10 protein-coding genes are annotated in these 13,302 nt (G+C 67.1%); 8 read left to right on the forward strand and 2 right to left on the reverse strand.

The window, feature by feature from the left end:
• Positions 1-43: 43 nt before the first annotated feature.
• Together V6M63_RS17290 and V6M63_RS17295 are read left to right on the forward strand one after the other, a co-directional pair.
• Positions 44-1,159 carry an acyl-CoA dehydrogenase family protein gene (locus V6M63_RS17290; RefSeq protein WP_332743887.1) on the forward strand — a complete coding sequence of 372 codons (1,116 nt, stop codon included), beginning with the start codon at positions 44-46 and terminating at the stop codon, positions 1,157-1,159.
• Between the two features lie 74 nt (positions 1,160-1,233).
• Complete coding sequence (locus tag V6M63_RS17295; protein ID WP_332743889.1) at positions 1,234-2,610, forward strand: alpha/beta fold hydrolase; 1,377 nt, start codon at positions 1,234-1,236, stop codon at positions 2,608-2,610.
• Positions 2,611-2,619: 9 nt separating this feature from the next.
• Here the strand turns inward: V6M63_RS17295 and V6M63_RS17300 are convergent, their stop codons facing one another.
• Positions 2,620-3,177, reverse strand: a complete 558-nt coding sequence (locus V6M63_RS17300) for an HNH endonuclease (protein WP_332743891.1) — start codon at positions 3,175-3,177, stop codon at positions 2,620-2,622.
• A 191-nt stretch (positions 3,178-3,368) separates the two neighbouring features.
• Here V6M63_RS17300 and V6M63_RS17305 point away from each other — a divergent pair, with 191 nt between their 5' ends.
• The 5 genes from V6M63_RS17305 to V6M63_RS17325 all read left to right on the forward strand — a co-directional run bounded on the left by V6M63_RS17305 (position 3,369) and on the right by V6M63_RS17325 (position 10,920).
• Positions 3,369-4,448 carry a bifunctional riboflavin kinase/FAD synthetase gene (locus V6M63_RS17305; RefSeq protein ID WP_332743893.1) on the forward strand — a complete coding sequence of 360 codons (1,080 nt, stop codon included), beginning with the start codon at positions 3,369-3,371 and terminating at the stop codon, positions 4,446-4,448.
• Between the two features lie 119 nt (positions 4,449-4,567).
• The gene (ileS, locus tag V6M63_RS17310; RefSeq protein WP_332743895.1) at positions 4,568-7,435 is read left to right on the forward strand and encodes an isoleucine--tRNA ligase; all 2,868 of its coding nucleotides are present in this window, start codon (positions 4,568-4,570) and stop codon (positions 7,433-7,435) included.
• Entirely contained in the window at positions 7,435-7,944 is a 510-nt protein-coding gene (gene lspA, locus V6M63_RS17315) for a signal peptidase II (RefSeq protein ID WP_332743897.1), read from the forward strand. The genes ileS and lspA overlap by 1 nt, the downstream gene beginning before the upstream one ends.
• Positions 7,945-8,014: 70 nt before the next feature.
• On the forward strand, positions 8,015-9,676 hold the full coding sequence (locus V6M63_RS17320) for a Na/Pi cotransporter family protein (RefSeq protein WP_332743899.1): 1,662 nt from the start codon (positions 8,015-8,017) through the stop codon (positions 9,674-9,676).
• A gap of 95 nt (positions 9,677-9,771) precedes the next feature.
• Complete coding sequence (locus V6M63_RS17325; RefSeq protein WP_332743901.1) at positions 9,772-10,920, forward strand: aminotransferase class V-fold PLP-dependent enzyme; 1,149 nt, start codon at positions 9,772-9,774, stop codon at positions 10,918-10,920.
• Positions 10,921-11,209: 289 nt separating this feature from the next.
• Here V6M63_RS17325 and V6M63_RS17330 read toward each other — a convergent pair whose 3' ends face one another.
• On the reverse strand, positions 11,210-12,205 hold the full coding sequence (locus tag V6M63_RS17330; RefSeq protein WP_332743903.1) for a quinone oxidoreductase family protein: 996 nt from the start codon (positions 12,203-12,205) through the stop codon (positions 11,210-11,212).
• Positions 12,206-12,330: 125 nt separating this feature from the next.
• On the opposite strand from V6M63_RS17330, the gene V6M63_RS17335 reads away from it, so the two are divergent.
• A complete protein-coding gene (locus V6M63_RS17335) occupies positions 12,331-13,272 on the forward strand; it encodes a DMT family transporter (RefSeq protein ID WP_332743905.1) in 942 nt (313 codons plus the stop codon).
• Positions 13,273-13,302: the final 30 nt, after the last annotated feature.

Below are 13,302 nucleotides of genomic sequence, written 5' to 3' on the forward strand. Positions count from 1 at the left end.
GCAACATCGTCGCGCAGACCGTGCTCGGCTAAGGAGAAAACAGATGGACTTCGATTTCAGCGACGACCAGGAACAACTGCGCGACGCGGTGCGCAAATGGGTCGACAAGGGCTACACCTTCGAGCGCCGCAACGGCATCGTGACCGCGGGCGGTTTTGACCGCGCGGCCTATGGCGAACTCGCCGATCTCGGCCTGGCCGGCCTCTACGTGAGCGAGGACGACGGCGGCATGGGCATGGGCCCGATCGAAGGCATGGTGGTCATGGAGGAACTGGGGCGTGGCATCGTGCTCGAACCACTCGCCCAGACCTTGGTCACTTCGGGCGTGCTCGGTGGCTATGCCCCGGCCGAACTGAAGGCCGCCTGGCTGCCACGCATGGCCTCCGGCGAAGCGCTGGTGGTGCTTGCGCACCAAGAGCGCAAGGCCCGCTACAAGCTCGATGTGTGCGCGACCACCGCCACCCAGGCCAGCAGCGGCTGGACGCTCTCGGGCACCAAGAACGTGGTGCCCGCCGCCGACCAGGCCGACGCCTTCGTCGTGCCCGCCATGGCCGCGGGCAAGCTCGCCCTGTTCCTCGTGGAGCGCACCGCCTCGGGCGTGAGCACCAGCGGCCACCACACGCAGGACGGCGGCCGCGCCGGCGACCTGACGCTGAAGGACGCGCCGGCCCAGCTCCTCACCACCGATGGGCTGACCGCGCTCGAACACGGCGTGGACATCGGCATCGCGGCCACCTGTGCCGAAGCTGTCGGCGTGATGGACAAGACCCTGGCCATCACGGTCGAGTACATGAACACGCGCAAGCAGTTCGGTGTGGCCATTGCCAGCTTCCAGGCGCTGCGCCACCGCGTGGCCGACATGAAGATGCAGCTGGAGCTCATGCGCTCCATGAGCTACTACGCCAGCCTCAAGCTCAACGCACCGGCGCCGGAGCGTCGCGCGGCCATGGCGCGCGCCAAGGTGCAACTGGGCACCTCCATGCGCTTCGTGGGCCAGCAGGCGGTGCAGCTGCACGGTGGCATCGGGGTGACCGACGAGTACATCGTGAGCCACTACTTCAAGAAGCTCACCCAGATGGAAATGACCTTCGGCGACACCTTGCACCACCTGGGCGAGGTGTCCAGCCGGATGCAGGACACGGCCGGCGTGTTCGCCTGACCCACTCAGCCCCACCGGCCCGCTCCCTGCGGGCCGCTTTGTTTTCGCCACCCAGGAACGATATGGAGACACGCATGGCCACCCGCCGCCACCTCTTTGCCCTGGCGGCCAGCAGCCTGCTGCTGGCCTCTTGCGCCACCGCGCCGCAAGGCGCCGCACAGCCGCCCATCGTGTTCGTGCACGGCAACGGCGACTCCGCGTCGATCTGGCAGAGCACGGTCTGGCGCTTCGAGTCCAACGGCTGGCCGCGCGAGCGCCTGCACGCCATCGACCTGCCCTACCCGCTCGCGCGCGACGACGACGGCAAAGCCCAGCCCGGGCGCACGTCCACCGCCGAGCACATGGCCTACCTCAAGGCCGAGGTCGACAAGGTGCTGAAGGCCACGGGCGCGAAGCAGGTGGTGCTGGTGGCCAACTCGCGTGGCGGCAATGCAGTGCGCAACTACATCCAGAACGGCGGCGGCGACAAGACCGTGAGCCATGCGGTGCTGGGTGGCACGCCCAACCACGGCGTCTGGGCCACCCAAGGCTTTCGCGAAGCCAACGAGTTCTCGGGCACCGGGCCTTTCCTCACGGGCCTGAATGCCCCCAAGAACGCCGCTGGCGACGAGGTGACCGGCCCGGTGAAATGGATGACGATCCGATCGGACAACAACGACAAGTTCGCCCAGCCCGACGGCCTGTGGATCGGCGCCAAGGGCACGCCGACCAACGTGACGTTCGAAGGTCCGGCGCTCAAGGGAGCAACCAACGCCGTGCTGCCACGCGTGGACCACCGCGAAACATCGTTTTCGTCCGCCGCCTTCGACACGACGTACCGCTTCATCACCGGCCAGGGACCCAAGACCTTGAACGTGGTCGCGCAATCCCCGGTGGTGCTCAACGGCAAGGTCACGGGCCTGGGCCTGGTGCCCACCGACCCCGCCAGCGGCAGCTACGCGAACAACCTCCCGCTGCCGGGCGCGCAGTTGACGGTCTATGCCACCAACCCCGCCACGGGTGAGCGCAAGGGCGCTGCCGTGCACGGCAAGACCGTGGGTACCGATGGTCTCTGGGGACCGTTCACGGCACAGACCGGCGTGCCCTACGAGTTCGTGATCAGCGCGCCGGGCTACGCCACCACGCACATCTACCGCAGCCCGTTCCCGCGCTCCAGCGATTTGATCCATCTGCGCGCCGAGCGCATCGCCGCCGCCGACAAGGACGCCAAATCCACCATCACCTTCACGCGCCCGCGCGGCTATTTCGACGCCGCGCGCGACCAGATGGCGTTTGACGGCAAGGCGCTGCCGGGTGTGCCCCCCACCGGTGCTGGCGTGTCGAGCTCGAAGATCAAGCTGATGGAGGACGGCACCCGTGCGATCGCTGCAGAGTTCAATGGCGAGAAGATCGTCGGACGCACCTGGCCAGCGGCTGAGAACCGGGCAGTGGCCCTCGAACTGACCTACTGATTCAAAGCCTCAGGCGTGCAGCCTGGAGTTCTTGGGCAGGTGCGACATCAGGAACTCCATCTGGTCCGCCAGGATGCGGCGGTTGCGCAGAATGAAGTCTTCCCACAGGCTGGGCACGTAGGGCGCGTAGAGCAGCCCCATGTGCGCCTGTTCGGGCGTGCGGTTGCCCTTGCGGTGGTTGCACGACCGGCAGGCCGTCACCACGTTCATCCACAGATCGCGCCCGTTCTGGCCCAGTGGCACGATGTGCTCGCGGGTCAGTTCTTCCTCGACGAAATGTTCACCACAGTAGGCGCACACGTTGCGATCGCGCGCAAACAGCTTGCTGTTGGTCAGCGTGGGCCGCAGGTCGAACGGGTTGATGCGCGGCACCCCCTGGGTGCCGATGATGGAGTTGACGTTGATGATGGACTGGCGTCCGGTGATCGCGTTGTGCCCGCCATGAAACACCGCGATCTCGGCCCCCATCTCCCAGCGCACTTCGTCCGCCGCGTAGTGGAGCACGGCTTCTTCAAGGCTGATCCACGACTGTGGCAGCCCCTGGGCTGAGAGCTTCAAGACCTTCAAGACGGACTCCTTTGTGCGATGGCATCAGCGGAAAACAGGCCTTGGGAGGCCCGACATCGCCCGCAGGCGTGGCCTGCGAGCGTGTATCGTCGTGTGTCAATATAGCGTGCTTTGATGACGCAGCCCGTCGCGCAGCCACATTCCCCACTGCAGCCAGGCTGACCGCGGCCCCCACACCCCTCCGACCCGGCATGAAAATCTTTCGTGGCTTGCACAGCCGCCGCACCAACGCCCCCGATGCAGTCCCCAGCGGCTGCGCGCTCACCATCGGCAATTTTGACGGCGTGCACCGCGGCCACCAGGCCATGCTGGCGCTCCTCAACAACGAAGCCAAGCACCGCGGCGTGCCCAGCTGCGTGATGACCTTCGAGCCGCACCCGCGCGACTACTTCGCCGCCCTGCACCACCAGCCCGAGCTCGCCCCCGCCCGCATCGCCACGCTGCGCGACAAGCTGCAGGAGCTCGAACGCTGCGGCGTCGACCAGTGCGTGGTGCTGCCGTTCAATGCAAGGCTCGCCGCGCAGACACCGCAGGCCTTCATCGAAGACATCCTGGTCGGCTCGCTGGGCGTGAAATACGTGCTGGTGGGTGACGACTTCCGCTTCGGCGCCAAACGCGCCGGCGACTACGCCATGCTGGATGCCGCCGGCAACCGGCTGGGCTTTGATGTGGCGCGCATGCAAAGCTACGAGGTGCACGGCCTGCGCGTGTCCAGTTCGGCCGTGCGTCAGGCCCTGGCAGATGGCCGCATGGACGACGTTGCGGCCCTGCTCGGCCGGCCCTACAGCGTCAGCGGCCATGTGGTGCACGGGCGCAAGCTGGGCCGCCAGCTGGCCGAGAGCAGCCCCGGGCGGGGTGACGGTTTTCGCACACTCAACCTGCGATTTTCCCACTGGAAGCCCGCGGCCAGCGGCATCTTCGCGGTGCTGGTGCACGGACTCGGCCCCGATGTCGACTCACCGCCCCTGCCCGGCGTGGCCAACCTCGGCGTGCGTCCCTCGCTCGACCCCGATGACGTGAACGGTGGGCGGGTGCTCCTCGAAACCCATTGCCTCGACTGGCCCCGGGCTCTGACCGAGAGCCTGCCCGACGGGGAGGCCTACGGTAAAATCGTCCGCGTGGAACTGCTGCACAAACTGCATGACGAGCTGAAATACGACAGTCTGGACGCCCTGACCCAGGGCATCGCACGAGACTGCGACGACGCACGCGCCTTCTTTGCCTCGTTGCACACCCAAACACACCGCCAGACCACGCGCGACCGAATTTAGACCTCGCGTCTATCCGGTCGCTGCCCTTCGACAGGCTCAGGGCGAACGGTGTCTCTTCCAGTTCCCTCTCATTCCCCCGTTCGGGCTGAGCTTGTCGAAGCCACCACGGAATCCTCGCCATGTCTGAATCCACCGCCGCTGCCACCGACTACCGCAGCACCCTGAACCTGCCCGACACCCCCTTCCCCATGCGTGGCGACCTGCCCAAGCGCGAGCCGGGCTGGGTCAAGACCTGGAGCGAGGAGGGCCTGTACCAGCGCCTGCGTGTCGCGCGCGCCGGCGCGCCACTGTTTGTGCTGCACGACGGCCCCCCCTACGCCAACGGCAAGCTGCACATCGGCCATGCGCTCAACAAGATCCTCAAGGACATGATCGTCAAGAGCCGCCAGCTGGCCGGCTTCGACGCGCAGTACATCCCCGGCTGGGACTGCCACGGCCTGCCGATCGAGAACGCGATCGAGAAGCTGCACGGTCGCAACCTGGGCCGCGACGAGATGCAGGCCAAGAGCCGCGCCTTCGCCACCGGGCAGATCGACCAGCAGCGCGAGGACTTCCGCCGCCTGGGCGTGCTGGGCGACTGGGAGCGCCCCTACCGCACCATGGACCCGGCCAACGAGGCCGGCGAGATCCGCGCCTTCAAGCGCGTGATCGAGCGCGGCTTCGTCTACCGCGGCCTCAAGCCCGTGTACTGGTGCTTCGACTGCGGCTCCTCGCTGGCCGAGTTCGAGATCGAATACGCCGACAAGAAGAGCGACACGCTGGACGTGGCCTTCGAGACCGACGACGGTGCGAAGCTCGCCGCCGCCTTCGGCCTGGGCGCACTGCCCGCGGGCAAGACCGCCTTCGCCGTCATCTGGACCACCACCGCCTGGACCATCCCCGCCAACCAGGCACTCAACGCCCACCCGGATTTCACCTACGCCCTGGTCGACACCCCCCTGGGCTGCCTGGTGCTGGCCGAGACCCTGGTCGACAAATGCCTGGAGCGCTTCGGCCTCACCGGCACGGTGCTCGCCACCGCCTCGGGCAAGGCGCTGGGCGGCCTGAACTTCCGCCACCCGCTGTTCGATGTGGACGCCGGTTACCGCCGCCTCTCGCCGGTTTACCTGGCCGAGTACGTGAGCGATGCCGACGGCACCGGCCTCGTGCACTCCTCGCCCGCCTACGGTCTGGACGATTTCAACTCCTGCGCTGCCCACGGCCTGTCGGTGGACGACATCCTCAACCCGGTGCAGGGCAACGGCGCCTACGCGGCCGACTTCCCGCTGTTCGGCGGCCTGCACATCTGGAAGGCCGTGCCGGTGATCCTGGAAGCGCTGAAGAACGCCGGCCGCCTGCTCGCCACGCAGAGCATCACCCACAGCTACCCGCACTGCTGGCGCCACAAGACGCCGGTGATCTACCGTGCCGCGGCGCAGTGGTTCGTGCGCATGGACGAGGGCGAGGGTGTGTTCACGAAAGACAAGGCGCCGCGCACGCTGCGCCAGACCGCGCTGGACGCCATCGAGCAGACGAAATTTTTCCCGGCCAACGGCAAGGCGCGCCTGCACGACATGATCGCCAACCGGCCCGACTGGTGCATCTCGCGCCAGCGCAGCTGGGGCGTGCCCATCCCCTTCTTCCTGCACAAGGACAGCGGCGAGCTGCACCCGCGCACCATGGCCATCCTCGACCAGGCCGCGGACATCGTGGAGAAAGGTGGCATCGAGGCCTGGAGCCGTGTGACGGCCGAGGAGATCCTGGGCGCGACGGATGCACCGCACTACACCAAGAGCACCGACATCCTCGAGGTGTGGTTCGACTCGGGCTCGACCTTCCAGCACGTGCTGCGCGGCAGCCACGCCAAAGCCTACGACCGGCTGCCGTACCACGACAACGGCCCCGAGGCCGACCTGTACCTCGAAGGCCATGACCAGCACCGCGGCTGGTTCCACAGCTCCTTGCTGCTGGGCTGCGCGCTCTACGACCGCGCGCCTTACCGCGGCATCCTCACGCACGGCTTCAACGTCGACGGCCAGGGCCGCAAGATGAGCAAGTCGCTGGGCAACGTGATCGAGATCGAGACCTTCGCCAAGGACCCGGGCGCCGAGATCGCGCGGCTCTGGGTTGCGTCCACCGACTACTCGGGCGACCCGCCGATGGACAAGAAGGTGATCGCGCGCGTGACCGACGCCTACCGCCGCATCCGCAACACCCTGCGCTTCCTGCTCGCCAACGTGAGCGACTTCGACCCCGCCACCGACGCCGTGCCGCTGGACCAGATGCTGGAGATCGACCGCTACGCGCTGGCGCGCGCCGCGCAGTTCCAGGCCGAGGTGCTGGCGCACTACGAGGTGTACGAGTTCCACCCGGTGGTGGCCAAGCTGCAGGTGTATTGCTCGGAAGATCTGGGCGCGTTCTACCTCGACGTGCTCAAGGACCGGCTCTACACCACCGCGCCGGGCAGCGTGGCCCGGCGCAGCGCGCAGACCGCGCTGCACCAGATCACCCATGCCATGCTGCGCTGGATGGCGCCGTTCCTCAGCTTCACGGCCGAAGAAGCCTGGCCGGTGCTGGCCGGCGCGCAAAACCAGGGTTCGATCTTCTTCGAGACCTTTGCCAAGCTGCCCGATGCCGACGAAGCACTGCTGGCGAAGTGGTCGCGCCTCCGCGCGGTGCGCGAGACGGTGAACAAGGAGATCGAAACGGTGCGCACCGCTGGCGGCGTGGGTTCGTCCCTGCAAGCCACGGTCAGGCTCACCGTGCCGGCCGACGACCACGCCCTGCTGACCTCGCTAGGCGACGACCTCAAGTTCGTGCTGATCGTCTCGCAGGTCGAATTGCTCGAAGGCGACGCCCGGGTCGACGTGAATCCGGCCACGGCCGCCAAGTGCGAGCGCTGCTGGCACTACCGCGACGACGTGGGGGTGGACATCGCGCACCCCACGCTGTGCGGCCGCTGCATCAGCAACCTGTTCGGCGCGGGTGAAGTGCGCTCGGTGGCCTGATGAGCACATTCCGTACTCAGGGCATCTGGCCCTGGCTGGGTCTGGCCGCCTTGCTCGTGGCGGCCGATCAGGTCACCAAGGCGCTGATCCTGGCCGGCTACCAGTTGGGCGAGAGCACCACCATCACCAGCTTCTTCAACGTCGTGCGCGCGCACAACACAGGTGCCGCCTTCTCGTTCCTGGCCGATGCGGGTGGATGGCAACGCTGGTTCTTCACCGCGGTGGGTGGGGCCGCGGCCGTGTTCATCGTGTGGATGCTGCGTTCGCACCCGGGCCAGAAGCTGTTTGCGTTCGCGCTGGCCTGCATCCTGGGCGGCGCCATCGGCAACGTGGTCGACCGCCTGCTGCACGGCTACGTGGTGGACTGGCTGGACTTCCACTGGGACTTCCTCGGCGGCCTGTTCCCGGGCGGCCACTTCCCGGCCTTCAACATCGCCGACATGGCCATCACGGTGGGTGCGATGGCGCTGATCCTCGACGAAATCCTTCGCGTGCGGCGCAACCGTTGACCGGGCCTCGTTCACCAGGGAGCCACGCCGCCCAGGAGCGGCAGCGCCCGGGCGTATAGTTTCTCCGTCAATGAAACATCTGTTGGATCTTCTGGCGGCCATCGCCCTCCTCGTCTGGGGCACGCACCTGGTGCGCAACGGCGTGCTGCGTGTCTTCGGCAGCAACCTGCGCCAGATCCTGGCCGCGAGCATGGGCAACCGCTTCACGGCGGCGCTCTCGGGTCTGGGCGTCACGGCCCTGGTGCAATCCAGCACCGCCACCGCGCTCATCACCGCGTCCTTCGTGGGCCGCGGCCTGATTGCCCTGCCGGCCGCCCTGGCCGTGATGCTGGGTGCCGACATCGGCACCAGCCTGATGGCGGTGGTGTTCTCCTTCGACCTGTCGTGGCTCTCGCCGCTGTTCATCTTCCTGGGCGTCACGCTGTTCATCTCGCGCCAGGGCACGTCCGTGGGCGACTTCGGGCGTGTGCTCATCGGCCTGGGCCTGATGCTGCTGGCCTTGCGGCTGATCTCCGGCGCCACCAGCGTGCTGACGCAGAACCCGGCGGTGCAGCTGATGCTGGAGTCGCTCACCAGCGACCTGCTGCTCGAAATCCTGGTGGGTGCCGCGCTCGCGGTGGTGGCCTATTCCAGCCTGGCCGTGGTGCTCCTGGCCTCCACGCTCGCGCTGCAGGTGGTGGGGCTCGATGTGGCGCTGGGCATCGTGCTGGGGGCCAACCTGGGCAGCGGTCTGCTGGCCGTCATCACCACCGCCAAGTCCGGCATCAGCACCCGCCAGGTGCCGCTGGGCAACCTGCTCTTCAAGGTGTTCGGCGTGGCCATCGCCATCTGGCTCATTCCCACCTGGCTGCGCTTCATGCAGCCACTGGTGCAGGATCCGGCGACGCTCACCGTGCTGTTCCACCTGAGCTTCAACCTGATGGTGGGCGCGGTGTTCATCGGCCTCACCCGGCCGGTGGCCAGGCTGGTGGAGCGCCTGCTGCCATCGAAGGCGGACAAGAGCCCGCTGGACCGACCCAACCACCTCGACCCTTCCGCGCTGGCCACGCCCTCGCTCGCCATTTCCTGCGCCGCACGCGAAGCCATGCACCAGGCCGACATCGTGGAGACCATGCTGCGCGGCGTGGTCACCGTGATCAAGACCAACGACCTCAAGCTGGCGCAGGACCTTCGCAAACTCGACGATTCGGTCGACAGCCTGTACTCGGCCATCAAGTACTACCTCACCAAGATCTCGCGCCAGCAACTCAGCGAGGCCGAGAGCCGGCGCTGGACCGACATCATCAGCTTCACCATCAACATGGAGCAGATCGGCGACACGGTCGAGCGCGTGTTGCTCGACATCGAGGACAAGAAGATCCGCAAGGGCCGCAGCTTCTCCGAAGCCGGCATGGCCGAGATCAGCGAACTGCACGCCCGCCTGCTGGACAACCTGCGCCTGGGCATGAGCGTGTTCCTCAACGGCAACGTGCGCGACGCCCAGCGACTGCTCGAAGAGAAGGTGCGCTTTCGCGACATGGAGCGCGAGTACGCCGCCACCCACCTCGATCGCCTCTCGGGCCTGAGCCAGCAGAGCATGGACACCAGTGCACTGCACCTGGACCTGATCAGCGACTTGAAGCGCATCAATTCGCACATCTGCTCGATCGCCTACCCCATCCTCGACAGTGCGGGCGTGCTCGCTCCCAGCCGGCTTCGCGAGCCGCCCTCGGCAGACGTCAGCCGCCTCTGACGGCGGCGTGCGGGCCTTGTGCTGCGCGGCTGCGAAATCGCAGGTGCTGTGCTACGCTGGCCCTCCGTTCTGCGACCCGCCCAGGAGACAACAACATGCCCGGACTGCTGCCCCACATCGACCCCGACGGCCTGCTCGAGTTTTCGGTGGTCTACACCGACCGCGCGCTCAACCACATGTCCAAGCGCTTCCAGGGCGTGATGACCGACATCTCGACCATGCTCAAGCGTGTGTACGGCGCGCACTCGGCGGTGCTGGTGCCCGGCAGCGGCACCTTCGGCATGGAGTCGGTGGCGCGCCAGTTTGCCCACGGCAAACACGTGCTCGTCATTCGCAACGGCTGGTTCAGCTACCGCTGGACGCAGATCTTCGACATGGGAAGCATCCCCGCCAGCCACACGGTGATGAAGGCGCGGCGCACCGGCGCGGGCGCACAGGCTGCCTGGACCCCGGCACCGATTGAAGAAGTCGTCGCAACCATCGCGCGCGAGAAGCCCGCGCTGGTGTTCGCACCGCACGTGGAAACCGCCGCCGGCATGATCCTGCCCGACGACTATCTGAAGGCCGTGGCCGATGCGGTGCACGCGGTGGGCGGTCTGTTCGTGCTGGACTGCATTGCCTCCGGCGCGATGTGGGTCGACATGAAGGCCACCGGCGTGGACATCCTGATCTCGGCCCCTCAAAAGGGCTGGAGCAGCTCACCCTGCTGCGCCATGGTGATGCTCAGCGAGCGAGCCCGTACCGCCATCGACGCCACGCAGAGCACCACCTTTGCCATGGATCTGAAGAAGTGGCTGCAGATCATGGAAACCTACGAAGGCGGCGGCCACGCGTACCACACCACCTTGCCCACCGACGCGCTGACGCGGCTGCGCGAGACCATGGTGGAGACCGAGGCTTATGGCTACGAGCGGGTGCGGCAGGAACAGATCGCCCTGGGCGCGCAGGTGCGCGCCTTGCTGGAGCGCCATGGTTTCCCCAGCGTGGCGGCTTCGGGCTTCCAGGCGCCGGGTGTGGTGGTGAGTTACACCACCGATCCGGAGATCCAGTCGAGCAAGAAATTTCTGGCGGTGGGTCTGCAGACGGCGTCGGGTGTGCCGTTGCAATGCGATGAAGGCCCGGAGTTCAAGACCTTCCGCATCGGCCTCTTCGGCCTGGACAAGTGGCACGACGTGCCGGCCACCTTGCAGCATCTGGAGCGGGCGTTGGCTGAAGTTGCACACAGGCAGGCGCAGCCTGCCTGACTTTCCGTGCCTTGACCTCGCGGGATCGGGGCGCAACGCCGCTCTGCTCCGCGAATGTCCCCCGGGGCCTGCGGCCCCTCCTCCTTTATTTCGCTGCGCAGAACGCCATCACGCCCCGATCAGAGACGTGTGGGCGTTCGAACGTTGGATCGCCCGGGTGCTCGCGGCCTTGGAGCATTGGGTAACCGACGCAGCGAAATAAAGGAGGAGGCGGCTCCAGCCGCCGGGGGACATTCGCGGAGTCGGCTACCCAATGCTCCAAGGCAACCAACAACGCAGGCACAAAAACTCAGGGCAACAGAATGGTGCAGCCCGTGGTCGCACGCGCCTCAAGACTCTCATGCGCCTTGCGCACCTCGGTCAGGGGAAAACGCTGGTCGATGTGGATCTTCACCTGGTTGCCTTCGACCATCGCGAACAAGTCGTCGGCCATGGCCTGCGTGCGCTCGCGGCTGGTGATGTGCGAGAACAGGGTCTGGCGCGTCACGTACAACGAGCCCTTGGGGCCGAGGATGCCGGGCGCGAAAGGCGCCACCGGACCGGATGCATTGCCAAAGCTCGCCATCAGGCCGAAGGGGCGCAGGCAGTCGAGCGATTTGTCGAACGTGTCCTTGCCCACCGAGTCGTACACCACCTTCACACCCTGGCCGTTGGTGATCTCCTTCACCCGCGCGGCAAAGTCTTCGGTGCGGTAGTTGATGGCGTGGCTGGCACCGTTCTCCAGGGCCAGTTTGCACTTCTCGTCCGACCCCGCCGTACCGATCAGTTGCAGACCGAGCGCCTTGGCCCACTGGCAGGCGATCAGGCCCACGCCACCGGCAGCAGCGTGAAACAGCACGAAGTCGCCCGGCTCCAGTCCGTCGACCGGGCGGCAGTGCTTGAGCAGGTACTGCGCGGTGAGGCCCTTGAGCATCATGGCCGCGCCGGTCTCGAAATCGATCGCCTCGGGCAACTGGCACACGTTCATGGCCGGCATCACGCGCACGTCGCAGTAGCTGCCGGGCGGGTTGGCCGCGTAGGCCGCGCGGTCACCGGCCTTGAGGTGCGTCACGCCCTCCCCCACCGCCTCGATCACACCCGCGCCCTCCATGCCCAGCGACAGCGGCATGGGAAACGGGTAGAGGCCGCTGCGCTGGTAGACGTCGATGAAGTTCAGGCCGATGGCGTGGTGGCGGATGCGCACCTGACCCGGGCCAGGGTCGCCCACGCTCAGGGAGTCGATGACGAGTTGCTCGGGACCACCGGGGGCGTGGATGCGGACAACGCGGGTTTCTTGTGTGCTCATGGAGGGTCTCCTCGTTGTTGAAACAGTGCCCTTGAATGCTGCCACGAATGCACCGGATCGCCGGGGCGACAGCCCATCGTCCCCATCAACCGACCGGACATGCTCGGGTTGCTACAGTCCAGTCGATGTCAGCCGCACCCACCCAAGGCCTCACGCCCGCCACCATCGCCCTCCTGGTGATCCCACCACTCATGTGGGCAGGCAACGCCGTGGTGGGCCGGATGATGCAGGGCGTGGTGCCGCCGGTCACGCTCAACTTCCTGCGCTGGGCACTGGCGCTGTTGCTGATGCTGCCCATTGCCGGGCGCGTGCTGCTTCCGGGCCGCGACGGCATGTGGCCACACTGGCGGCGTTTCGCGCTGCTGGGCCTGCTGGGCGTGGGCTGCTACAACGCCCTCCAGTACGTGGCCCTGAAAACGTCCACGCCATTGAACGTGACGCTGGTCGCGTCGAGCATGCCGGTGTGGATGTTGCTGCTGGGCCGCATCCTTTACGGCGAGGCCATCTCGCGCCGTGCGGCGCTGGGCGCCGTGCTGTCGCTCATCGGCGTGGCGGTGGTGCTCTCGCGCGGCGAACTCGACCACCTGCTGGCGGTGAAGCTGGTGCCGGGTGACGCCTGGATCCTGCTGGCCTCGCTGCTCTGGGCCTGGTACAGCTGGCTGCTGGTGCGGCCCAAGCCCGGCACGGAACCGGCCCACATCAAGGCCGACTGGGCCACCTTCCTGCTCGCGCAGATCATGATGGGCGTGCTCTGGTCGGGCCTGTTCGCCGCCGGCGAGTGGCTCACGCTGCCGCCGCTGGCCGATGGCGCGCACCACATCCAGTGGGGCTGGCCCCTCGCGGCCGCGCTGGTCTACGTGGCGGTGGGCCCTTCGCTCGTGGCCTACCGTTGCTGGGGCGCCGGCGTGGCGCGGGTGGGCCCGGCCATGGCGTCCTTCTTCAACAACCTCACGCCCCTTTTCGCCGCCCTGCTCTCGGCCACCTTGCTGGGCGAGTCACCCCGGCTCTACCATGCGGCCGGCTTCGTGCTGATCGTGGGCGGCATCCTGGTCAGTTCGCGGCGCTGAGACAGCTCCGTTTCAGCCCGACAATGTGAG

The sequence above is a fragment of the Hydrogenophaga sp. genome (genome assembly GCF_036675665.1).
In the GTDB taxonomy this organism is placed as follows: Bacteria; Pseudomonadota; Gammaproteobacteria; order Burkholderiales; family Burkholderiaceae_C; genus Hydrogenophaga.

Excerpts from the sequence above, each read along its gene's own strand:
- V6M63_RS17320 (WP_332743899.1), top strand. The coding sequence starts at position 8,015 with ATGAAACATCTGTTGGATCTTCTGGCGGCCATCGCCCTCCTCGTCTGG.
- V6M63_RS17290 (WP_332743887.1), top strand. The coding sequence starts at position 44 with ATGGACTTCGATTTCAGCGACGACCAGGAACAACTGCGCGACGCGGTG.
- V6M63_RS17325 (WP_332743901.1), top strand. The coding sequence starts at position 9,772 with ATGCCCGGACTGCTGCCCCACATCGACCCCGACGGCCTGCTCGAGTTT.
- V6M63_RS17330 (WP_332743903.1), bottom strand. The coding sequence starts at position 12,205 with ATGAGCACACAAGAAACCCGCGTTGTCCGCATCCACGCCCCCGGTGGT.
- V6M63_RS17305 (WP_332743893.1), top strand. The coding sequence starts at position 3,369 with ATGAAAATCTTTCGTGGCTTGCACAGCCGCCGCACCAACGCCCCCGAT.
- ileS (WP_332743895.1), top strand. The coding sequence starts at position 4,568 with ATGTCTGAATCCACCGCCGCTGCCACCGACTACCGCAGCACCCTGAAC.
- lspA (WP_332743897.1), top strand. The coding sequence starts at position 7,435 with ATGAGCACATTCCGTACTCAGGGCATCTGGCCCTGGCTGGGTCTGGCC.
- V6M63_RS17295 (WP_332743889.1), top strand. The coding sequence starts at position 1,234 with ATGGCCACCCGCCGCCACCTCTTTGCCCTGGCGGCCAGCAGCCTGCTG.
- V6M63_RS17335 (WP_332743905.1), top strand. The coding sequence starts at position 12,331 with ATGTCAGCCGCACCCACCCAAGGCCTCACGCCCGCCACCATCGCCCTC.